At 59.9% G+C, this 22666-nt stretch carries 20 protein-coding genes, 1 tRNA gene, 1 pseudogene and 1 riboswitch; of the genes and pseudogenes, 12 read left to right on the top strand and 10 right to left on the bottom strand.

The window, feature by feature from the left end:
- Positions 1-7: 7 nt before the first annotated feature.
- A complete protein-coding gene (locus tag EV561_RS10315; RefSeq protein ID WP_132520969.1) occupies positions 8-1930 on the top strand; it encodes a glycosyltransferase family 2 protein in 1923 nt (640 codons plus the stop codon).
- A gap of 60 nt (positions 1931-1990) precedes the next feature.
- On the opposite strand, the gene EV561_RS10310 is transcribed toward EV561_RS10315, so the two are convergent.
- A complete protein-coding gene (locus tag EV561_RS10310) occupies positions 1991-2311 on the bottom strand; it encodes a low molecular weight protein tyrosine phosphatase family protein (protein ID WP_132521642.1) in 321 nt (106 codons plus the stop codon).
- 11 nt (positions 2312-2322) lie between these two features.
- Here EV561_RS10310 and EV561_RS37145 point away from each other — a divergent pair, with 11 nt between their 5' ends.
- Both EV561_RS37145 and EV561_RS10305 read left to right on the top strand, forming a co-directional pair.
- A complete protein-coding gene (locus tag EV561_RS37145; protein WP_165927774.1) occupies positions 2323-2553 on the top strand; it encodes a hypothetical protein in 231 nt (76 codons plus the stop codon).
- 215 nt (positions 2554-2768) lie between these two features.
- The gene (locus EV561_RS10305; RefSeq protein WP_132520967.1) at positions 2769-4784 is read left to right on the top strand and encodes a methyl-accepting chemotaxis protein; all 2016 of its coding nucleotides are present in this window, start codon (positions 2769-2771) and stop codon (positions 4782-4784) included.
- Between the two features lie 105 nt (positions 4785-4889).
- On the opposite strand, the gene EV561_RS10300 is transcribed toward EV561_RS10305, so the two are convergent.
- A complete protein-coding gene (locus EV561_RS10300) occupies positions 4890-5444 on the bottom strand; it encodes an acyltransferase (RefSeq protein ID WP_132520965.1) in 555 nt (184 codons plus the stop codon).
- A gap of 393 nt (positions 5445-5837) precedes the next feature.
- On the opposite strand from EV561_RS10300, the gene EV561_RS37140 reads away from it, so the two are divergent.
- Both EV561_RS37140 and EV561_RS10295 read left to right on the top strand, forming a co-directional pair.
- Positions 5838-6002: a hypothetical protein gene (locus EV561_RS37140; RefSeq protein WP_165927788.1), complete on the top strand. Its 165-nt coding sequence runs from the start codon at positions 5838-5840 to the stop codon at positions 6000-6002.
- Positions 6002-6247: a hypothetical protein gene (locus EV561_RS10295; protein WP_132520963.1), complete on the top strand. Its 246-nt coding sequence runs from the start codon at positions 6002-6004 to the stop codon at positions 6245-6247. Before EV561_RS37140 ends, EV561_RS10295 begins: the two co-directional genes overlap by 1 nt.
- A gap of 270 nt (positions 6248-6517) precedes the next feature.
- Here the strand turns inward: EV561_RS10295 and EV561_RS37570 are convergent, their stop codons facing one another.
- Positions 6518-6721, bottom strand: coding sequence for a hypothetical protein (locus EV561_RS37570; protein WP_132520959.1), 204 nt, complete (start codon positions 6719-6721; stop codon positions 6518-6520).
- Positions 6722-6762: 41 nt separating this feature from the next.
- On the opposite strand from EV561_RS37570, the gene EV561_RS10280 reads away from it, so the two are divergent.
- The 4 genes and pseudogenes from EV561_RS10280 to EV561_RS10265 all read left to right on the top strand — a co-directional run.
- Positions 6763-8199, top strand: coding sequence for a DUF1254 domain-containing protein (locus EV561_RS10280; RefSeq protein ID WP_132520957.1), 1437 nt, complete (start codon positions 6763-6765; stop codon positions 8197-8199).
- A 14-nt stretch (positions 8200-8213) separates the two neighbouring features.
- Positions 8214-9740 carry a DUF1214 domain-containing protein gene (locus tag EV561_RS10275; protein ID WP_207910511.1) on the top strand — a complete coding sequence of 509 codons (1527 nt, stop codon included), beginning with the start codon at positions 8214-8216 and terminating at the stop codon, positions 9738-9740.
- A gap of 60 nt (positions 9741-9800) precedes the next feature.
- Positions 9801-12266 (top strand): arylsulfatase, encoded by a 2466-nt coding sequence (locus EV561_RS10270; RefSeq protein ID WP_132520955.1) that lies wholly within the window; start codon positions 9801-9803, stop codon positions 12264-12266.
- Positions 12267-12618: 352 nt separating this feature from the next.
- A pseudogene (locus EV561_RS10265) lies at positions 12619-13608 on the top strand (sulfatase-like hydrolase/transferase); the annotation flags it as partial.
- A 44-nt stretch (positions 13609-13652) separates the two neighbouring features.
- On the opposite strand, the gene EV561_RS10260 reads toward EV561_RS10265, so the two are convergent.
- Together EV561_RS10260 and EV561_RS10255 are read right to left on the bottom strand one after the other, a co-directional pair.
- Positions 13653-13726, bottom strand: a tRNA-Gly gene (locus EV561_RS10260).
- A 57-nt stretch (positions 13727-13783) separates the two neighbouring features.
- Complete coding sequence (locus EV561_RS10255; protein ID WP_165927787.1) at positions 13784-14878, bottom strand: 2'-deoxycytidine 5'-triphosphate deaminase; 1095 nt, start codon at positions 14876-14878, stop codon at positions 13784-13786.
- Between the two features lie 73 nt (positions 14879-14951).
- Positions 14952-15030, top strand: a riboswitch (SAM riboswitch).
- Between the two features lie 45 nt (positions 15031-15075).
- Here EV561_RS10255 and EV561_RS10250 point away from each other — a divergent pair.
- Both EV561_RS10250 and apaG read left to right on the top strand, forming a co-directional pair.
- Positions 15076-16260: an O-succinylhomoserine sulfhydrylase gene (locus EV561_RS10250; RefSeq protein ID WP_132520951.1), complete on the top strand. Its 1185-nt coding sequence runs from the start codon at positions 15076-15078 to the stop codon at positions 16258-16260.
- A gap of 236 nt (positions 16261-16496) precedes the next feature.
- Complete coding sequence (gene apaG, locus EV561_RS10245; RefSeq protein ID WP_132520949.1) at positions 16497-16889, top strand: Co2+/Mg2+ efflux protein ApaG; 393 nt, start codon at positions 16497-16499, stop codon at positions 16887-16889.
- A 5-nt stretch (positions 16890-16894) separates the two neighbouring features.
- Here apaG and EV561_RS10240 read toward each other — a convergent pair whose 3' ends face one another.
- The 3 genes from EV561_RS10240 to EV561_RS10230 form a co-directional block, all read right to left on the bottom strand.
- A complete protein-coding gene (locus EV561_RS10240) occupies positions 16895-17884 on the bottom strand; it encodes an Hsp33 family molecular chaperone (RefSeq protein WP_132520947.1) in 990 nt (329 codons plus the stop codon).
- Positions 17885-17986: 102 nt separating this feature from the next.
- Positions 17987-18904, bottom strand: a complete 918-nt coding sequence (gene argF, locus EV561_RS10235; RefSeq protein WP_132520945.1) for an ornithine carbamoyltransferase — start codon at positions 18902-18904, stop codon at positions 17987-17989.
- Between the two features lie 72 nt (positions 18905-18976).
- Positions 18977-20176 carry an aspartate aminotransferase family protein gene (locus tag EV561_RS10230; protein WP_132520943.1) on the bottom strand — a complete coding sequence of 400 codons (1200 nt, stop codon included), beginning with the start codon at positions 20174-20176 and terminating at the stop codon, positions 18977-18979.
- A gap of 425 nt (positions 20177-20601) precedes the next feature.
- Here EV561_RS10230 and EV561_RS10225 point away from each other — a divergent pair, with 425 nt between their 5' ends.
- Positions 20602-21126 (top strand): GcrA family cell cycle regulator, encoded by a 525-nt coding sequence (locus EV561_RS10225; protein ID WP_132520941.1) that lies wholly within the window; start codon positions 20602-20604, stop codon positions 21124-21126.
- 70 nt (positions 21127-21196) lie between these two features.
- Here EV561_RS10225 and phoB read toward each other — a convergent pair whose 3' ends face one another.
- Together phoB and phoU are read right to left on the bottom strand one after the other, a co-directional pair.
- Entirely contained in the window at positions 21197-21880 is a 684-nt protein-coding gene (gene phoB / locus EV561_RS10220; RefSeq protein WP_132520939.1) for a phosphate regulon transcriptional regulator PhoB, read from the bottom strand.
- 30 nt (positions 21881-21910) lie between these two features.
- Positions 21911-22624, bottom strand: a complete 714-nt coding sequence (gene phoU, locus EV561_RS10215; protein ID WP_132520937.1) for a phosphate signaling complex protein PhoU — start codon at positions 22622-22624, stop codon at positions 21911-21913.
- Positions 22625-22666 lie beyond the last annotated feature (42 nt).

The following is a 22666-nucleotide window of genomic DNA, read 5'->3' as shown; positions in this document are numbered from 1 at the left end:
CAGAGTCATGCGTATCGGGGAATATCCACCGCAATTGACCATAGTCCGGACCGTTGCACCGGAGGTCGTATCGCCAGCCGCGGGCGTCGGCTCTGCGTCTTCTGACGAGTTGCCTTCCTTTTTGCAGCAGGAGATCTCTGCGCTCAGTGAGCTCGGGATCGGCAAGCCCTACATCGAGGCGGCGGCACAGCGGGCGATTGCCAACGGCACGAGCATCGAGCAGGAACTCATCGCAAGCGGGCTGGTGGAGGAAAAGGCGTATTACGCCGCCCTCGCCCGGGCGTTGCGCCTGCCTTTCGTCGAAACGGTCGAGGATGGTGCGATCGTTGACAGTCCCTCGCTGGACAGCCAGTTGATCCGGCCAAGGATGCTGCGGCTGACCCATTCGCGCCATGCCCCGACGATCGCTATCGCTCCCGAGGCCTGGCGGATTGGCGATATACGGTCGTCGATCGCCCGCCTGCCGGGTCTCAAGGATTCGCTGGCGATCGCCAGCCCGTCCACCATGCGAAAAGCCGTCTGGCGGGCCGGTTCGGCAAGGCGCGTACGTGATACGATCGCCGGGCTATTCGAAAGCCAGCCGCGTTTCAGCGCCCGCGTCGTCTTTCACGGCAATCAGGGCTTCTATACCGGCGTTGCCGCAAGCCTGCTGATTGCCGGATTGCTCGTCAGCCAAGCGGTACAACTCTCGCTGCATGTCTTCCTGTCGCTTCTCTATTTCGCTGCGCTATTGTTGCGCGCCGGCGCGGTGCTACAGCGCAAACGACGCCGGCGCTCATCGAGCCTTCCGGGTGACGGGCCGCTTCCGATCTACACCGTCATGGTCGCGCTATATCGTGAAGCCGATATCGCGGGGCAATTGATCGCTACCCTGAAACGGCTCGACTGGCCCGCGTCCCTTCTGGATATCAAGCTTGTCTGCGAGGCCGACGACATCGAGACCATCGCGGCGCTGAAGGCGGAGAAGCCAGGCCCGCAATTCGAGATCATCGAAGTGCCTCCGTCGCAGCCGCGGACCAAACCGAAGGCGCTGACCTACGCGCTTGCCGGCGCGCGTGGCACCTATCTTGCCGTCTACGACGCGGAGGATCGGCCTCATCCGCAGCAATTGCGCGAAGCCCACGCCCGCTTTTCCAGCGCGCCCGACAACATCGCCTGCCTGCAGGCGCCGCTTGTCAACGCGAACGGACGGGAATCCTGGATCAGCGCGCTTTTCTCGCTTGAATATTCCGCCCTCTTCCGCTCGCTGCTGCCGATGCTTGCGACACACCGCATGCCGATGCCGCTCGGCGGAACGTCCAACCATTTTCGCACCGATATATTGCGAGCCGTCGGCGGCTGGGATCCGTTCAACGTGACCGAGGACGCCGATCTCGGCATGCGGCTCTATCGCCTCGGCTATCGCGCCGACGTGATCCGCCGCCAGACCGTGGAGGACGCCCCCGTCACTGTGGGCGTCTGGACACGGCAGCGCACGCGCTGGTTCAAGGGCTGGCTGCAGACCTGGCTGGTGATGATGCGCGATCCCGCGGCCCTGCGTCGCGAGATGGGAATGCGTGGTTTCGTCGTATTCCAATTGCTGATCGGCGGCATGCTGCTCTCATCGCTGGCGCATCCGCTCATCCTGGCGTTTCTTGTTCGCTCCGTTATCGACATGCTTGCCGTTCCGACCGACGATCTCCCGCTTGCGACCCGGGCGCTGTTTGCCATCGACTTCGTCAATATAGTCGGCAGCTATGCGACCTTCCTGGTTCTCGGGACCGCGGCGATGATCGAGCACGAGAAGCGCCATATCGGCTGGCGCTGGATGATGGTGCCCTTCTACTGGATGCTGGTGTCGCTAGCCGCGTGGCGCGCCGTTTTCGAGCTGCGATCCAACCCATTCTTCTGGCACAAGACCCCGCATGTGCCCGTGGTACGGAAGTCTTAGTGAAGGCATCTCCATACTGTAATAACGCTATCCGCGAAACGCACACCATGGCGGCCGTCGCTAGAGATACCTTGGAATTTTTGCCTCAAGTATTCGGATGAGTGCCGGGTCCATGTAGTCATAGTCGTCGGGGATATCGAGACACACCAACCGCTTGCCGATGAGCGACTTCTTATATTGTCGCAAAACCTTGTTGCGGTGCGATTTCTCCATCACGAATATTATATCGGCCCACTCGATCTGGTCGCTGCTCAGCGGATTGCAGGCGTCGTTGTTCGTTCCTGCGGACGAAACCTCGATGTTCTCCCATCCTGAGAACACCTGCTCTGCGGTCGGGCTGCGCAGTTTATTCTGGCTGCATACAAATAAAACGTTTTTGATGTCGGACCTCGATGGAAATTCACGTCGTATTGCGTGTTTCAACCATGATTACACCAACGTATTCAGGGATGCATCGAAATATGAAACCCGGTGGTTTAGCTACGGAGTTCTGGCAGGAAATAATGGCGTTCCAACGTCTGCCACGCAGCAGAGCCGCCGCTCACCCTGACGGCATCCACAACCCAACTGCCAAAAAATCGGGAACATCATCACTATCAGGATTTATTGCTGCGGATTCTTAGGGCTCAATTAATCAATATCGACTCTATTTGTACCGAAACGACATCGGCCCCAAGACCGATCGCATGACGCAAGTCGTTTGCGCCTTGTTTGCAAGGATATCCAATATTTCGGTTTCACCTGCGTGCATCAGGTTCCGCGCGTTACACATCGTTGCCTTCGGGTTGATGTCCGCGCGCTCCGTCGTGTGGCGCGATTACACCCAGATGGGCAAATCATGTTCAAAAGTCTTAAGATCAAGACCAAAATTCTTTCCGTGATCGTTCTGCTGGGCGCGATATCCTTCATCGGCCTGCTTTACGTCGTCAGCGAGTTCCGCAGGGCGGACCAGACCTACAGCACCTTCCTCGATCGCGAGGCGGTTGCCGCAACGCTTGGAACACGGTCGAGCACGTCGGTGCTGACATCGGTGTTGCAGACGAGCCTGCTGCTCGCCTTCGACCCGAGCAGCGACGCATACAAGGCGACTATCGCCTCGAAGAGCCGTTTCGACGAAGCCAAGAACCGTCTGTCGCAGGCGGAAGCGCTGGTGCCGGCTCAGAAGGCCCAGATGGATGAAATCCTGACCGGGATGGACGAGCTGAACGATCTGGCAGCCAAGGTTGCCGACCAGCGCAAGGCCGGCGACACCAAGGCAGCGACTGCCTCGATGACGGCGCTCTACGACAAGATGAACATTCTCATCCCGAAGATGCAGACCAACAACAACGCCCTGACCGACCGCATGAACAAGGGTGCCGACGCCGTCTCTGCCCGCGTCAATATGGCGATCGACTGGAGCCTCGGCATCCTCGGCACGCTGACGCTCGCCGCGATGGCGCTCGGCGTCTATGTCGCTCAGGCCGGGATCGCTTCGCCGCTGACGCGCCTGCATCGCCGCATGGTATCGCTGGCTGAAGGCGATACCAGGGACGAGATCGACGGCCGCGACCGCGGCGACGAAATCGGCCAGATGGCATCTGCCGTCTCCGTCTTCCGGGACAACGCCATCGAGCGCGCCCGTCTGGAAGCCCAGGCAGACGCCGATCGCAGCCTCACGGAAAGCGAACGTACGCAGCGCGAGGCACAGCGGATTTCTGAAGCCGCCTCGCTGCAAAGGGCCGTGGAGGCGCTGGGCGATGGCCTGAAGCGGCTCGCCGACGGCGACCTCGTCACGCGCATCGACACGCAGTTCGTCGAACATCTCGATGCCCTTCGCCAGGATTTCAACAATTCCGTCGACAAGCTGAACGAGACCCTGCAGACGGTCGGCTCGAATGCCCGCGCCATCAACGCCGGCGCAAACGAGATCCGCGGTTCCGCAGACGAGCTTTCGAAGCGCACCGAACAGCAGGCAGCCTCCGTCGAGGAAACCGCAGCGGCGCTCGAACAGATCACGACGACGGTCAAGGACGCCGCAAAGCGTGCCGAGGAAGCAAGCCAGCTCGTTGCCCGCACCCGGGCCGGCGCTGAAAAATCCGGCGAGATCGTCCGCAATGCGGTTCGCGCCATGCAGCAGATCGAGCAGTCCTCCGTCGAGATCGGCAATATCATCGGCGTCATCGACGATATCGCCTTCCAGACCAACCTTCTGGCGCTGAATGCCGGCGTCGAAGCTGCCCGCGCAGGCGAGGCCGGCAAGGGCTTTGCTGTCGTCGCACAGGAAGTGCGCGAGCTTGCACAGCGCTCGGCCAATGCTGCCAAGGAGATCAAGTCGCTGATCACCACTTCGGGCGGCCATGTCCAGACCGGCGTCAACCTGGTCGGCGAAACCGGCAAGGCGCTCGACACGATCGTGGCGGAAGTGCAGGAAATCAACCAGCACGTCCATGCGATCGCAGAAGCCTCGCGCGAGCAGTCGGCCGGCCTGCAGGAGATCAACACGGCCGTCAACACGATGGACCACGGCACGCAGCAGAATGCCGCGATGGTCGAGGAAAGCACGGCGGCGAGCCACAGCCTTGCCTCGGAAGCTGCGGCCCTGACCTCGCTGCTCGCCCAGTTCCGCCTGACCGGCACGGATGGCGGCCAGACCTTCCGTGCATCGCCAACACAGACCTCCGCAGGTCACGCACCGCGGCCGGCCGCCCGGCGCCCGGCTATTGCCCCTGTTCGCGCCGCCGAAGAAGGCAAATCGCGCCCCACCGCCTCGCCGGCCCGTGCACTTGGACAGAAGCTGATGAGTGCTTTCGGAGGCGGCAACGCAGCTGTCGCCGCCGCTCCGGCGAAGGATGCGGACTGGACGGAATTCTGAGATAGGGCCTGCAATACAGGCCTCACGGCAAGCGGGCGGAGCACCACGTGTTCCGCCCGTTTTCTTTTGGGGAATTATGATTCCGTCGGGCTTCGACGGTGACGGCTATTCCGCGGCGTTCCTGCTGGCCGTGTCGCCGCGCCACTTCAAGAATCTGGCGGGTGAGCCCACGTAGACGCCGTAGGGCTTCGTATCTCCCTTGACGACGGCATTGGCCCCGATGACACAGCCTTTGCCGATATGCGAGCCGCCGAGTATCTTTGCGCCGCCGCCGATCCATACATCGTCTTCGATGACGATCGGCTTCTTGGTCACACCCTGCATCCGGATCGGCTGGGTGACGTCATCGAAATTGTGATCGAAGGAAACGACCATCACATGTCCGGCAATCCGCACATCATTGCCGATCTTGATCCCGCCGCGTCCTAGCAGGATGACATAGTCGTTCAGCGAGACATTGTTTCCTATCTCGATGCTGTCCTTCTGGGCATCGACAACCACGCCGCGGCGAAATTTGACCCGTTGTCCAAGCTTTACGCTGCCGTCTTTCCACATAATCGTTGTGCCGCGCGGAATTCTGGTCTTCCTTGCGATCTCAAGGACACCGCGCGTAAAAATCGCCTTCAACCTGAAGAAGTTCGTTAAACTTATCTTTCTCAACTGAAGCGATCTCCTTTTCCGCCGAGCTTGACATAGCTCTCTGGCGGGAACCTGAAAGGCAGATGCTGGCTGATCTGCAGTCGTTATATAATGTGCTTGTACTGAAATTTGGAGCGGGTGAATGGAATAAAACTCCGCATTTAACTCATTGTATTTACCGGATTTAATTGAACTACTTGCCAAATTACCACAATTAGTACCGATTTCTGAGAGTGCATAGCGCACCTAGTTGCCCGCGCTCCGGGCGGAGTATCTATAGGAAAAAGGCATTTCAGCGGCGCAGATGCTTTCACAGAAACCACCTTTTTGATGACGACGAGGACTGATAGCGGACACATACCTTGACTCTTAGGTCTCTCAATGAGAACATAAAGTGAACGTACGGGGGCGCCGATGACGAAAACAGAAAAGGTTATCGAAAATGCGATGACGTTCATTGCAGCGTCGCAGGCCGCACGTCAACGTGACATTGAGCGACGCGCCGAATGGCAAAGTCGCATCGAGCTTCGCGGTCCATTGCTGCCGCGCCCTGTGCAACTTTCATTGGATCTACACTGATGTTACCGGAAAAGCACGATATCGCGACCACTGAGCATGATCTCAAGTGGGAGATCGAGGCTGTTCTGGCCTATCACGACGAGGATGCAAAAGCGGCCGTCGCAACGCTGCTGGCCGACGTCCATCATCTCCGTATGCAGCTGGCCATCGCGACGAACACGATGAGCCCCGGCTTCACCCGAGGATGGCAACCGAGCCCGGACAAAAATGAAGCACGGGCGCGGGATCAATCTAACGCCGTATGATGGCGATCCGGAGTTTGACATGGCAACTCTGGCCAGCCTTCCGGAATGGTATGTCCTATTCGCTCGTTGTGTTCATTGTGGAAACCAAGTAGCGATCGATCGATGGGACGTCGCCCGTCGATGTGGCAAAGGCATCGCGCTTGCTGAAGTCTGTCCGCGCCTAAAGTGCAATCGATGTGGAAACCGAATAGGCAACAGGCTGTTTCTGGGTAAGCTACCTCGCGATTGAAAGAGTGGTCGTAGCGTACGCAGACGCATGCACACCGACAGCTAATCAAGCAATTTTTGATTCGCCATGCGCGGCAGTGACATTGACGGACCGGGCAACTGGTTCCCGCGCTGGAACGTTGCGCCCGAGCTGTGCCTGCGGTCGCCTTTCGGCCCAAAGCGGACTAGCAGCGCTGCTTTCTCCCAGCCCAGTTTACGCTTTGATTTACCGTAACGTACTTCCGCGCGCGAATTGATGCGTGTCATCTCGACAGGTCGCCTGTTCACCGATCTGCAAGAGGTTTCCAATGTCCGCAATTCGAACGCTTGCGCTTGCTTCCCTTATGGCAGGCACGATCCTCACCATTGCGACGAACGCCTTTTCCCAGTCTGCCGACAAAGACGAGCTTCTCAATCTTCCGACGAGCAAGGAGAACATAGAAGCTGGGCTGGAGGCGGATGCCTACCAGACCGGGCTTTCAGCCTACATCTGGGGTTATCCTCTCGTTCGCATGGAGCGGGTGGCTCGGGAGTACAGCGACGTCCCGGCGCCGAAACCACCCACCAGTTACAGAGCGCCCCTCAACCAGATCGGTTGGGCAACGCTGCTCGCAACGCCTGACGCCAAGGACATGCCGACCGCCAATAACGACACGCTCTATCTCAGCGCGGTCGTCGATCTCGGCAAGGAACCGTTTATTCTGCACGTGCCCGATACCAACGACCGCTACTACGTCGTCGACGTCTTCGACATGTGGCAGAACCTCGAGCACTATATCGGACGCAGGGCGACCGGCACCAAGGAAGGTAACTATGCGCTGGTGCCACCAGGCTGGAAGGGCGAATTGCCGAAAGGCGTGAAGCGGCTTGATGTCGGAACTGACAAGGTCTGGCTCTGGGGTCGCCTGCGCGTCAATCAGGGCGAGGACATGAAGCCCCTGGTCAAGCTGCAAGAGCAGTTCACGCTCCGACCGCTGAAGGAATGGAAGAATTCCAGCTATGTCGCCGCTGCTGCCAAGTTGCCGGACATGCCTGATGTCGGTGACGATCCTCTCGGCTTCTACAAGCAACTGGCCTTTGCACTGAAGTCCAACGCGGTGCCCCCGCAAGACGCCGCCCTGTTCGGCCAGTTCGCCCGCTTCGGTCTCACCAAGGATGGCTTCGACGATTCAAAGCTTAGCCAGCAACAGCGTGATGCGCTGATCCGCGCTCTGAAGGATGGGCCGAAAGTGGCCGTTTCCGCGCTATCCAGTTCTGGCACGGAACGCAACGGATGGAGCTGGGTCCGCGGCCTCGATGATTTCGGTTATACCTATCCTCTGCGTGCTCTCGTTGCCGGCCCCTATCTCGGTGGTCAGGGCGAGAAGGAGGCGATGTATCCATTGCGCTCGACGGATTCCAAGGGCGAACAACTCGAAGGCAGCAAGAAGTACGTTATCCATTTCGCCAAAGCGCCGCCCGTCAACGCCTTCTGGTCGCTGACGGTCTACAACGCCGCCGACAAGATGCTCGTCGACAATCCCATCCGGCGATACAAGCTCGGCACCGATACCAAGGGCCTCAAGGTGAACGCCGACGGTTCCTTCGATGTGCCTTTGCAATCGACCGAACCGGATGGCGCGTTCGCCGCCAACTGGCTGCCCGCACCAACAGGGCCGTTCTACATGATCTTGCGCCTCTACCAGCCGAAGGAGGAAGTGCTTTCCGGAAAGTACGACCTTCCTCAGGTCGATCCGGTTCAGTGAACGGAGGATTTCCAATGAACAGCGATGATCTTGCCGAACACCGGCTCCTCAATCGGCGCGAACTCCTGACACGCACAGCGGCAACCGTTTCCGTTGCGGCGCTCGTCTCAATGCCTCCTGCGCTGGCAGTGCCTACGCCGGCAATGGCTCAGGATGGACAGAATCCGTTGGGCGGACAGCCAGCGAGCGGGTCCACGCCGTCGACCAGAGATTTCGACTACCAGATCAAATACCAGCGGGCATTCGAGGCAGTGCTCTGGAACATGCCTGCGATCGCGATCTATTCGATACGCCGCGCCGCCTTCGACAGTCTCGGCATGAAGGACAACGACATCATTGCCTATTCGGCGGTCGGGACGCCAAAGCTCGAAGCCATCACCGCCAATAGCACGACGCCCTATATCGCCGCCTACACCGACCTGCGGAAAGGGCCGGTCGTCCTGGAAGTGCCCGCCGCCGGACCGGATGGCAGCCTCTACGGCCAGGTCGTCGACGCCTGGCAGTTCACGATCGCCGATGTCGGGCCCTCAGGTATTGACCGGGGCAATGGCGCAAAGCTCCTGTTCACGCCTCCGGGCTATGCGGAAGCGGTGCCGGACGGATATCTCCACGTCGCCTCGCCGAACTATCGCATTGCCTTCGCCTTCCGTTCGGTCCCGGCAGCGGGCAAGACTGCGACCGACGCCCACACCTATGCCCAGCGGCTGCGGATGTACTATCTCAGCGAGGCCGGCAATCCGCCGCAGCAGAAGTTCGTCGACCCGATCGATCAGCGTTACCCGACCCTGCCGTTCTATGACGAGCGGCACTTCGAAGACATGCATGCCATCATGAGCGTCGAGCCCGTGAGGGAGCATGACAAGGTGATGATGGGCATGCTGAAATCCCTCGGCATCGAGAAGGGCAAGCCATTTGCGCCGGATGAGACGGCGAAGCGGGCGATGAACCAGGCGGTGGTCGATGTCTGGTTCTACCTTCAGGACTGGTACGACCACACGCCGGATACGATGCGCTACTGGCCGGATCGCCACTACGTCTCGCTGCTCCAGGCCGACAACAACAAGGCCTTCTCCTTCATCTACGACGACTATGTCGATCTCCTGCCGCGGGCGGCAGAGTATTTCTGGTGCACTTACATGCCGAAAATGCTGAGCGACGCGCCGGCCACGCAATACATGATGGCGATGGCGGACAAGGATGGAAATCTGCTCGAAGCCGGCCAGCTCTACAAACTCGACATTCCCGCCGAGATGCCGGTCAAGCAGTTCTGGGCGATCACCGTTTACGATCGCGCCACCATGTCCTTCATCTATAGCGATTTGGATCGGACGACGCTGTCCTCCTACGATCTCGACAAGATGAAGAAGAACGCCGACGGCGGCGTCAGCATCTATGTCGGTCCGAAAGCGCCCGAGGGTCTGGAGGCGAACTGGATCCCGACGGCGGGCAAGCGGCCACTGCCTGCGGTGCGCTTCTATGGCCCGACCGATGCCTTCAACAACAAGACGTTCAAGCTCGCGGATTTCGAACTCGCATCGTGATCCAAAGATTGATCCGTCTCAGTAATTCAGAGGCCCTTCCCTCGAAGTGAGGCAAAGACCATGGCACGTTCGAAAATCGAAAAGCAGGGGTTTATTTCTCTCGTAAGCGTCATCGCCGCGTTGATCGCGGTCGCCCACCCTGCTCCTGCCTTTGCGCAAAGCGCCCAGTCGGGTCCGTCTTCCGTCTCGGTCCTCCCCTATCCCGATCCCCAATTCAGAGGGACGATCGGGCGGACGACATCGGATTCGAAATCGGACTTCCCGCAACCGGTCTTGGCACCGAAGGGCGCTCCCAACGTGCTTCTAATCATGACCGACGATGTCGGTTTCGGCGCTTCGAGCACGTTCGGCGGACCTGTAGCAACACCTACGCTAGACTCCCTGGCGGCGAGCGGCATCAAATACAACGAATTCAACACGACGGCCCTTTGCTCCCCGACGCGGGCGGCGCTGCTGACGGGTCGCGACCAGCACAATGTCCACACGGGCATCATCATGGAGCGCAGCCTCGGCTATCCCGGCTATGACTCCCTGATGCCGAAGAGCGCGGGAACTGTCGCCGAGATCCTGCGGGGGAACGGCTACAACACCGCCTGGTTCGGCAAGAACCATAACGTGCCGGCATGGCAGAGCAGCGCTGTCGGACCCTTCGACCTCTGGCCGACCGGGCTGGGCTTCGACTACTTCTATGGTTTCATCGGCGGCGACGTGAACCAATGGGACCCGACGGTCTTCGAAAACACCACGCCAATCGAGCCGAAGGAGAAACTGACCGGCGCGGCGAAGGCGAATTATCACCTGGATTCCGATCTTGCCGACCAGGCCGTCCACTGGCTGCAGCAACAGAACTCTCTTGCGCCGGACAAGCCGTTCTTCGCCTATTACGTGCCCGGAGCGACCCACGCGCCGCACCACGCGCCGAAGGAATGGACCGCGAAATTCAAAGGGCAGTTCGACCAGGGCTGGGACAAGCTTCGCGAGGAGACCTTCGAGCGCCAGAAGAAGCTGGGTGTCATTCCGCAGGACGCCGTTCTAACGCCGCGGCCTGCCAACCTTCCCGCCTGGGACTCCCTTGATACCAAGCACAAGGAGCTGTTTTCGCATATGGCGGAGATCTATGCCGCCTATCTTGCCTATGACGACCACAATATCGGCCGCGTGATCGACGAGGTGAAGAAGGAAGGCAAGCTCGATAACACGCTGATCATCTTCATCGAAGGTGACAACGGCAGCAGCGCCGAAGGCAGCCTTCAGGGTACGGCCAACGAGATCGGCGTCATCGGCAACGGCGCGAAGGAGAGCTTCGACTACCTCTATTCGATCAAGGACGAACTCGGTGGTCCGCTGCACTATAACCATATGCCGGTCGCCTGGTCCTGGGCCTTTGACACCCCTTTCCAATGGACGAAGCGTTATGCCTCGCATTTCGGTGGAACGCGCAATGGCATGGTTATGAGCTGGCCGGCGCGGATCAAGGATGCCGGCGGCCTCAGACAACAGTTCCATTACGTGACCGACATCATGCCGACCATCCTGCAGGCCGCTGGCGTTCAAGCGCCAGACTCGATCAATGGGGTAAAGCAGCTTCCGATCGACGGCGTTTCCATGGAGTACACCTGGGCAGATGCCAAAGCGCCGTCGCAGCGGACGACGCAACTCTTCGAGATGTTCGGTAACCGCGGCATCTATCACGACGGCTGGATGGCTTCGACGACGCCGCTCGTCTTTGCCTGGGAGCCGGAGCCGAAGGGCGTGACGGAAGCAAGCTTCAAATGGGAACTCTATCACGTCGACGAGGACTTCAGTCAGGCAAAGGATCTTGCCGCCACGATGCCTGACAAGCTTAACGAGATGAAGGAACTCTGGTGGGCTGAGGCGGGACGCAACAACGCCCTGCCGCTGAACTTCAGTCCGCAGGCAACGGTCGAGGCGATGTTCCAGAGGCCGAGCCTCACCCGCGGCCGCACCCACTTCGTCTATCATCAGGGGACGGTGCGCATTCCGGAGGGAACCGCACCGGCCGTCAAGAATACCTCCTTCACCATCACCTCAAAGCTGACCGTGCCCTCCGACGGCGGCGAAGGGGTGATCATCACCCAAGGCGGACGCTTCGCCGGCTGGGGTCTGCTGATGATCGATGGAAAGCCGACCTGGGTCTACAAGAACAGCCAGCAGCCGGGCGACGGAATCCGAATTTCCGGAGCCGACAAACTTGCACCGGGCGACCACACCATCGGACTTGATTTCGCCTATGACGGAAAGAAAGGGGAATTCGGCAAAGGAGGAACCTATGTCCTTTCGGTCGACGGCAGCCAGGTCGCACAAACCAGGATCGATCACACCATTCCGTTCATCTACTCCGTAGACGAAACGCTTGACGTCGGTGAGGACAGAGGTACCCCCATACTCGATGACTATTCCGACCGGATGCCTTTCGCCTTCAACGGCACGATTGGCGAGGTAGATCTGGATCTCAAGGGCGGCGACGCATCGGTGGCCGTCGAGCCGGAGGATCCGGATCAGTAAGCCGAGCGAAGGCAAATAACGTGGAAACGGCATCTTGAATCCAGAGGTGTCCCCGTCACCGTCGTCCGCCATTGGCGCGATCCTGCTAAGGCAGTAGTCGGCTCTTTGCTGTGATCGCTGTGATCGCGCCAGATTCGGCTATTTGATAACTTCTCGATGCGTGCATTGTCGCCAATCCCGAAGCGAATCCGTCCAGCAATCACTGATGTTTACGCGAAGATTTACTTTACTGCACTTCCGCATCGGCTCGTCTCCGCGCAACAGTTCGTTAATCAGCGCGCTCACGCAAGCATAGCTGATTGCTGACGTGGCTTCCCCCAATCACAACCGTGAACCTTCGGAGGCTCGATCGATGAGATTTTCTGGCAGACCAGCGGCGCTAAGGCTCCTGCTGTTAAGCGGCTCGGCCTATGCACAACAGGCGACAAACGCATCCGACAAACCCAACATCCTTGTCACCTTTGGTGACGAAATCGGACAAACCAACATCTGAGCCTACACCATGGGAGTGGTTGGATACCGGACGCCTAACATCGATCGCATCCCACAAGAGGGTGCTATCTTCACCGATTATTATGCCGAACAGAGCTGCATCGCCGGTCGTTCGACGTTCATTAGGGGCCAGTCGACATTGCGAACCGGCCTCTCCAAAGTTGGCCTGCCTGGTGCGCCCATCGGCCTACAGGCGAATGACCTGACCATAGCCTCGGCGCTCAGGGACAAAGGCTATGCCACAGCGCTGAAGTCGCTCGACGACATGGGCATCGCCAACAATACGATCGTGGTCTATACGACCGATAACGGCCCACACGAAAACACCTGGCCGGACGCCGCCAACTCGCCTTACCGCAACGAAAAAACATCTAACTGGAAAGGCGCCCACCGGGTGCCGGCAATGGTCCGCTGGCCAGGGCACATCAAGCAGGCGATCCAGCTTAACGGCATTTTCTCCGGCATGGACTGGTTCCCAACACTGCTTGCCGCCACAGGCGATACGGATATCACGCAACGATTGCTCAACGGAACGACGATCGACGGTGAGCAGTACAAAAACCATCTCGACGGCTTCAATCAGCTGGACCATCTGACCGGCAAGTCCCCTGACAGCGCGCGTCACGAATTCCTCTATTTCAATGACGATGGCGACCTGGTGGGCTTACGCTATGAAAATTGGAAGCTCGTCTTCGAAGAACAGCGCGCGCCCGGCACTATGCAGGTTTGGGCAGAGTCATTCGTCAAGCTGCGCCTGTCGAAAATGTTCGATTTGCACGCAGACCCATACGAGAAAGCGGATATCACGTCGAACACTTATTGGGATTGGGTCTTCACCCATGCCTACCTCGCAGCCCCGGCCCAGGCCGAGGTGGCAATATGCTTTCGGGCGATTGGAGCGGGTGAAGGGAATCGAACCCTCGTATTCAGCTTGGGAAGCTGCTGCTCTACCATTGAGCTACACCCGCGATGCCAGACAGAATTTCAACAGTTCCCCGCTGCTGTCAAGGCTCGCTGACGTGAGATCACAGGCGGAAATGCTTCGACAGCTTCAGTCCCTGCGCCTGATAGTTCGAGCCGAGGCCTGATCCGTAGAGGCTGCGCGGGTGTTCCAGCATGTGTTCGTAGACCAGGCGGCCGACGATCTGGCCGTCTTCGAGGATGAAGGGGACTTCGTGGCTGCGCACTTCCAGCACTGCGCGGCTGCCGCGGCCGCCGGCGGGGGCGTGGCCGAAGCCGGGGTCGAAGAAGCCGGCATAATGCACGCGGAATTCGCCGACGAGCGGATCGAAGGGTGTCATCTCGGCTGCAAAATGCGGCGGCACATGCACTGCCTCGCGGGAGACGAGGATATAGAATTCATCCGGATCGAGGATCAGTTCCGTGCGGCCGCGGCTGTAAAGCGGCTCCCAGAAATCGAAGATGTCGTGCTGGTTCTTCTTGTCGACGTCGACAACCGCAGTGTGATGCTTGCCGCGATAGCCGATCAGGCCATCCTTGTCGCCAGTCAGGTCGATCGAGAGCGCGATGCCGCCGCCCGTCACGTTGGGCAATTTGCTGGCGACCAGCGTCTCCCTCTCGTGCAGCGCCAGCAATTCCGGTTCGCCCAGCATGGCGTGGCCGATGCGAAAGCGGATCTGCGACAGGCGGGAGCCACGGCGCACAACGATCGGGAAGGTGCGCGGGCTGATCTCCAGATAGAGCGGGCCGCAATAGCCTGCCGGTATCTTGTCAAACTCTTGCGCATAATCCGTGATGACGCGCGTGAAGATATCGAGGCGGCCCGTCGAGCTTTTCGGATTGGCCGATGCCGACATGTTCTCGGGAAGATCGAGATGCTCCATCAGCGGCACGATATAGACGCAGCCGGTTTCGAGCACGGCGCCTTCAGTCAGATCGATGACATGAAGGCTCAGGCGGTCGAGCTTGTCCGAGACGAGATGCGAGGGGCCCGGCATGAAACTGGCGCGCACGCGAAAAGCCTTGGAGCCGAGGCGCAGGTCCAGGCTTGCCGGCTGAATCTGGTCGAGATCGAGATCCTTTTCCGTCCTCAGCCGCCCCTCTTCGAAGAGCGCTGCAATGGCGCGGTCCGCCAAGATTCCTGTATCGCGAGCCATCATGCCTCATCCATAATTTGCCGCAGACAAAACCAAACTCAGGGAATTGACGCAAGCGGTCAACGGCAGTATTGCAATCTTATCCCGTGGTGATTTGGCCGGTCGGCTTGCAGCCACGTTAAACAAATGGCTAAAAAGACCGGGTTGAAACCGGTCTGCTTTTGCGGCCGGTTTTTTTGTATCACGAAGGTGGTGATGGCATGAGCAAGACTTGGCGCCCCGCAACTCAACTCGTTCACGGCGGCACGCTCCGCTCGCAATATGGCGAGACATCGGAAGCGATTTATCTCACGCAGGGCTTTGTCTACGACACATCGGAAGCGGCCGAGGCGCGCTTCAAGGGCGAGACCGAAGGCTTCATCTACGCGCGCTACGGCAGCCCGACCAACGACATGTTCGAGAAGCGCATGTGCGCGCTCGAAGGTGCTGAAGAGGCGCGCTCGACTGCTTCGGGCATGGCTGCGGTCACCGCCGCCATCCTCTGCCAAGTCAAGGCCGGCGACCATATCGTTGCCGCACGCGCCCTTTTCGGCTCCTGCCGCTGGGTAGTCGAGACGCTGGCGCCGAAATACGGCATCGAATGCACGCTGGTCGACGGCCGGAACCTCGAGAACTGGGAAAAAGCGATCCGCCCGAACACCAAGGTCTTCTTCCTGGAAAGCCCGACCAATCCGACGCTTGAGGTGGTCGATATCGCCGGCGTTGCCAAGCTCGCCAACCAGATCGGCGCCAAGGTGGTCGTCGACAACGTCTTTGCGACGCCGATCTTCCAGAAGCCGCTGGAACTCGGCGCGCATATCGTCGTCTATTCCGCCACCAAGCACATCGACGGACAGGGCCGCAGCCTCGGCGGCGTCATTCTCTCCGACAAGCAGTGGGTCGACGAGAACCTGCAGGACTACTATCGCCACACGGGTCCGGCCATGTCGCCGTTTACCGCCTGGACGCTGCTGAAGGGCATCGAGACCCTGCCGCTGCGCGTCAAGCAGCAGACGCAGAATGCTGCCAAGATCGCCGATTTCCTCGCCGAGCAGGGCAAGGTCGCCAAGGTGATCTATCCGGGCCGCAAGGACCATCCGCAGGCCGATATCATCGCAAAGCAGATGACCGGCGGTTCAACGCTGGTCTGCTTCGAGCTGAAGGGTGGCAAGGATGCGGCGTTTGCGCTGCAGAACGCGCTTGAGATCGTGAAAATCTCCAACAACCTCGGCGACAGCAAGAGCCTGATCACGCATCCGGCGACGACGACCCACAAGAACCTCACCGACGAGGCCCGCGCGGAACTCGGCATTTCGCCGGGCACCGTTCGCCTGTCGGCGGGCATCGAGGATACGGACGACCTGATCGAGGATTTCGCACAGGCGCTCGCCAAGGTTTCGGCCTGATCAGCCAACGACTGTCCGGGTGAAAGCCCGGGCAGTCCCACACTGCCCCATCATCAAAATTTCACAGTTTGAGGGACTGTAGAGAGGCGAGATTGCGGCGTTAACCCTGCGTATTAGCCTTAATATTCGAAATGCCGCATAAAAACCGCCGTTAAGGGTCTATTCACCATTCCATTCCTTGACGGGCAAGGTGGCGTATAGGATATCGGTAACATATCTTGATTAAGGTGTTAGGCATGTATCGCGCCCTCACACGGGATATCGAAGTGGTTGTCGAGCCGTTTTATCTGGAGGAGCAGTCCGATCCGGATGATGATCGCTATGTCTGGAGCTACCGCATCGTCATCTCGAACAACTCGACAGTCGCCGTTCGTCTCGTGTCCCGTTATTGGCACATTACGGACCAGAACGGTCAGGTCGACGAAGTCACCGGACCCGGCGTGGTCGGCGAACAGCCGCGGCTGGGGCCGGGCGACACTTATGAATATTCCTCCGGCTGCCCGCTCGACACACCATCCGGCATGATGTTTGGCCATTACCAGATGGAAGCCGACAACGGGGAGGTCTTCGATGTCGACATCCCCGCCTTCTCGCTGGATTCACCCGGCCTGATGCGCACCTTGAACTGAGGCCATTACGCCTCGGTTACTTCCTCGACCCCGAACTTGTAAGTGGTCGAGCAGAACTCGCAGGTCACGGAAATCTCGCCATCCTCCTGGCTCGCCTCGATCTCTTCGGCAGAGAAGCCGGTAAGGACGCCTTTCAGCTTGTCGCGCGAACAGCTGCAACGATCGTAGACCGCCTGCGATTCATAAACGCGCACGCCGCGCTCATGAAACAGCCGATAAAGCAGCCGCTCGGTTCCGACCTGGGGATCGGTGAGTTCGTCGGCATCGATCGTCTCGACCATCGTGCGGGCTTCCGACCAGGAATCATCCTCGACATGATCGCTGAGGCCATTATCTCCGTCGCCACCGTGGAGATCGCGCTGGCGCATGCGCTCCGGCGCATCGGGCAGGAATTGCGCTATGAGGCCGCCTGCCCGCCAGCGATGGCGCGGCTTTCCCGCCTCATCGCGATCGAAGAGCTCGGCGGCGCCGAGACGAACGCGCGTCGGGATTTGCTCCGACTGGCGGAAGTAGACACCGGCAATATCCTCCAGCGAGGTGCCATCGAGCTCGACGATGCCCTGATAGGGCTGCGAATAGCGTCCCTGATCGATCGTAAAGGCGAGCACGCCCTTGCCGAGCAACTGCTCCGGTTCTGTCTCGCCGGCCTTGATCGCCTTTTCCAGAGCCTCTTCGTCAAAACGGGCATAGGCGCGCACATTCTCCGGCGTGGAAAAATCCGCAACCAGGAGATCGACCGGGCCGTCGCCCTTGGTCTGCACGGTGAATTTGCCCTCGAACTTCAACGAGGTGCCGATCAGGACAGTCAGAACGATCGCCTCCGCCAGAAGGCGCGCAACCGGTGCCGGATAGCTGTGCCGCTCCAGGATGGCGTCGAGCATCGGCCCGAGCTGGACCGCGCGGCCACGAACGTCGAGGCCTTCCACCTGAAAGGGAACGACATGATCGTCGCCTGCGAAATCGAACTGGCCCAGCGATGCTGCATTTTCCGTCATAGCTCTATTCCTTGTCTGTCAAACGAGATGCGATCCGACCTATCCTTCGGCCTCGCATAACATTTGCCGGTTCGCAGCTTATGACGCAGCGTCCGGATATTTTCAGATCGCGCCCAGGCACCAGGCAAGAATCGATTTTTGTGCGTGCAGACGGTTTTCCGCCTCATCGAACACAACGGATTGCGGGCCGTCGATCACCTCGTTCGTCACCTCCTCGCCGCGATGCGCGGGAAGGCAGTGCATGAACAAAGCTTCCTTGCGGGCCTTCGACATCAAGGCCGCATTCACCTGATAGGGTTGGAAGACATTGTGACCCCGAGCCCGATGTTCCTGATTCATGGAGACCCAGGTATCGGTTACCACGCAATCGGCGCCTTCGACCGCACGGTCGGCATCATGATAAAGCATGATTTCGGCGCCCTCATCGCGGGCCCAGTTCAGATAGTTATCCTTCGGCTCGGAACCAAGGGGTACCGCCATATTCATGCGATAGCCGAAACGGGCAGCGCCCTCGACCAGCGAATGCAGCACATTGTTGCCATCGCCGGTCCAGGCGATCGTCTTGCCCTTGATCGGGCCGCGGTGCTCCTCGAAGGTCATGATGTCGGCCATGATCTGGCAGGGATGCGTGTCATCCGTCAGCGCGTTGATGACTGGCACGGTCGCATGTTCGGCAAGCTCCAGCATGCGCGAATGCTCGGTCGTGCGGATCATGATGGCGTCGACATAACGCGAGAGCACCTTGGCCGTATCGCCGATGGTCTCGGCGCGGCCGAGCTGCATTTCCGTGCCCGACAGGAACAGCGTCTCGCCGCCGAGCTGGCGCATGCCGACATCGAAGGAGACGCGAGTTCGTGTGGAGGGCTTCTCGAAGATCATCGCCAGCATCTTGCCGGCCAGCGGCTTGTCGGCGGAGCCCGCCTTCAGAGCCTGCTTTCGCACCATCGCATCATCGATGATGGTGCGCAGATCGGAAGCCTCTACGGCTGAGAGATCGAGGAAATGCTTGGGTGATGCCATGGTCCTGCCCTGTACCCTAAAACTGATAACGCCTGCTGCGGGGCCAACGCCCCTTCAGCAGGCGCGGGAAAATCAAGCCGATTTCTTGGCGCGTTCGGCGCGCAGCTTCTCGGCGGCGTGCTCGATGCGGTTCAGCCCTTCGCGTGCTTCCTCGGCCGTGACGGTCAACGGCGGCAGCATGCGGATGACGTTGTCGCCCGCCGGCACGCCGAGAAGATGCTCGGCGCGGATCGCAGCCAGCAGCTCGGCCGAGGGGATCGCGGCCTTGATGCCGAGCAACAGGCCATCGCCGCGCACATCCTCGATGATATCAGGATAGCGGTCCTTCAGCGATGCCAGCCCCTGGCGGAAGACGAGTGATACGTCGCGCACATGCTGCAAGAAACCGTCACCAAGGATAACGTCGAGCACCGCATTGCCGACAGCCATGGCCAGCGGATTGCCGCCATAGGTCGTTCCATGGGTGCCGGCGACCATGCCGGAGGCCGCTTCCGCCGTAGCAAGGCACGCGCCAAGCGGGAAGCCGCCGCCTATGCCCTTGGCCACGGCTATGATGTCGGGGGTGACACCGCTCCATTCATAGGCGAAGAGCTTGCCAGTCCGGCCGACGCCGGTTTGTACCTCGTCGAGGATCAGCAGCAAGCCATGTTCGTCGCAGAGCTGTCGCAGCGCGCGCATGAACTCGGGCGAGGCCGGACGCACACCGCCTTCGCCCTGCACAGGTTCTATCAATATGCCGGCGGTCGCATCGGTGATCGCGGCGCGCACGGCCTCGATATCACCAAAGGGCACCTGATCGAAACCCGGCGCTTTGGGGCCGAAGCCTTCGAGATATTTTGCCTGGCCGCCTGCGGCGATCGTACCGAGCGTACGGCCATGGAAGGCGCCTTCGAAGGTGATGATATGGAATTTCTCCGGATGGCCCTTCGAGAACTGATAGCGCCGCGCGGTCTTGATCGCGCATTCCAGCGCCTCGGCGCCGGAATTGGTGAAGAACACCTTGTCGGCAAAGGTGGCATCGGTCAGGCGCTTGGCCAGCACTTCCTGACCCGGCACTTCGTAGATATTCGACAGATGCCAGACCTTGTCCGCCTGCGCCTTCAGCGCGCCGACGACATGCGGATGACTATGACCGACCGAGGTAACGGCAACGCCTGCGCCGAAATCGAGATATCGCTCGCCGGTTTCCGTGATGAGCCAGACGCCTTCGCCTCGCTCGAACCGCAGTGGAGCACGCATATAGGTGTCGTACAGCGGGGTGGCGGTTGCCATGACGCAATTCTCCTCGGTCAAACCATGCTCGGACGCGGATTTTCGCACTAAGAACCGGTCCGGAAAAATCAAAAATGCCGCCTTGCGGCGGCGTTGGCACTATTTACTTTTCGCACCGCGATGTCAACAAAACTGAGGATTTAGCAGGTGCGGCAGAGCGACCGTTTCGCGGTGGTATATTTGCAACTTCTTATGTTGCAAATATGACTCTGCGGAACAGCAAGTTGGGGAAAACGCCGAAATCGATTCGAGATGATTCGAGCGACTCTTGTCACGGAGTCAGCCTCACACTAGGTTAAAACTCAATTACTAGACTGCATGCGGCGGAACTAGTCACCACAATTTAAGAGCGTTTTCAGCTCCAATATACTTGGGGCGATGGTGAGGGATTCTGCCATGAGAAACGCGACAGGCGGAGACAGGTCATGAATTGGACAGACGAGCGCGTTGAGAAGCTGAAGAAACTATGGTCCGAGGGCTTGAGCGCCAGCCAGATTGCCGCTCAGCTCGGCGGAGTGAGCCGAAACGCTGTCATCGGCAAGGTGCATCGCCTGAGCCTGCCGGGCCGCGCAAAAGCGGGCGGCACGGCCACAACGGCACGCGCTCCGAAGCGCAATGCCACTGTTCCGCGCGCGCCCACCTACGCCTCCCGCGTCGCAACCAGGACGGTTACCCGCCAGCAGGGCGCGACCATGCTCAAGGAAGAGATCGAAGTCGACGAGATGGAGGAAATGGAGTTCCGTCCGGCCTCCAACGTCGTCGTTCCGATCTCGCGCCGTCTCGGCCTGACGGAGCTTACCGAACGCACATGCAAGTGGCCGGTCGGCGACCCGCTGAAGGACGATTTCTATTTCTGTGGCTGCGAGTCCCCGGACTCTTCGCCCTACTGCACCTACCATCAGCGCCTCGCCTATCAGCCGGTAAATGACCGCCGGCGCGCTGCGCGCTAAACTCATATCGCCACAAAGAGAAAACGGGCCGCAAGGCCCGTTTTTCGTTTGGCTTTGAGCTGGAGACGGCTCACGCTTCCATGGAGTAGCCGGCACCGCGAACGGTGCGGATGACATCCTGCATGTTGGAGAAGTTCAGCGCCTTGCGCAGGCGACCGACATGAACGTCGACGGTGCGCTCGTCGACATAGATGTCGTGGCCCCAGACACCGTCCAGAAGCTGCGACCGCGAGAAGACCCTGCCCGGAGAGGACATCAGGAATTCCAGCAGGCGGAACTCCGTCGGTCCGAGGCGGACTTCGCGGCTCTTGCGATGGACGCGGTGCGTCTCGCGGTCGAGCTCGATGTCGCCACAGCGCAGGACCGTCGAGAGCACTTCCGGCCGGGCGCGACGCAGCATCGCCTTGACGCGGGCCATCAGTTCCGGCGTCGAGAACGGCTTGACGACATAGTCGTCCGCGCCGGTCGACAATCCGCGCACGCGCTCGCTTTCCTCGCCCCTCGCCGTCAGCATGATGATCGGCAGGCGCTCGGTCTCCGGCCGCATGCGCAACCGGCGGCAGAGCTCGATGCCGGACACGCCGGGGAGCATCCAATCCAGGATCAGAAGATCGGGAGTACGCTCCTGGAGGCGCATTTCAGCCTCGTCACCTCTCAGGATCGTGTCCACTTCGAAGCCTTCGGCCTCGAGATTATAGCGAAGAAGCACGCTCAGTGCTTCTTCGTCTTCTACGACAGCAACTCTAGGAACCATTCGTTTGTGGTCTCCTTCAACGGCGTGGGGTTATTCCGTCACGGCACCGACGGTATTGGCGGTATCATCCTTCGGGCGTTCGCCTTCGACCTGCGCACCGGTTGCCATGTAGTAGATCGTTTCGGCAATGTTGGTGGCGTGGTCGCCGATGCGCTCGATGTTCTTGGCGCAGAAGAGAAGATGCGTGCAGGTCGTGATGTTGCGCGGATCTTCCATCATGTAGGTGAGCATCTCGCGGAAGAGCGAGGTGTACATGGCATCGATTTCCTCGTCGCGTTCGCGGATCGAGACGGCCTTGTCAGGCGAGCGGGTCGTGTAGACGTCGAGCACTTCCTTCAGCTGGACGAGCGCCAGTTCGGAGAGATGCTCGATGCCGCGGGCGAGACGGCGCGGAACGCCCGTGCCCTGCACGGCGAGCACGCGCTTTGCGGTGTTCTTGCCGAGGTCGCCAACACGCTCCAGGTCGGCGGCGATACGGATCGAGCCCATGATTTCGCGCAGGTCGGCAGCCATTGGCTGGCGGCGGGCGATCGTGACGATCGCCTTGTCGTTGATCTCGCGCTCGGCGTGATCAAGGACGACGTCGTCGGAAATGACCTTCTGGGCAAGGGCAGCGTCGCCGTTGACCAGGGCGCGAACGCTGTCGCCGACCATCTGCTCCGACAGGCCGCCCATCTCCGAGATGCGGCGCGACAGGAACTTCAGATCTTCGTCGTAGGCTGAGAGAATGTGTGTCGAAACCATGTTTCTGTCCTCATATTGAAAGGGCGAGCGCACTCAGGGGCA

Source organism: Rhizobium sp. BK376 (genome assembly GCF_004341625.1).
GTDB lineage: Bacteria > Pseudomonadota > Alphaproteobacteria > Rhizobiales > Rhizobiaceae > Rhizobium.
The sequence above is the reverse complement of the archived record's forward strand: the minus strand, read 5'-3'. Positions and strand labels throughout refer to the sequence as shown.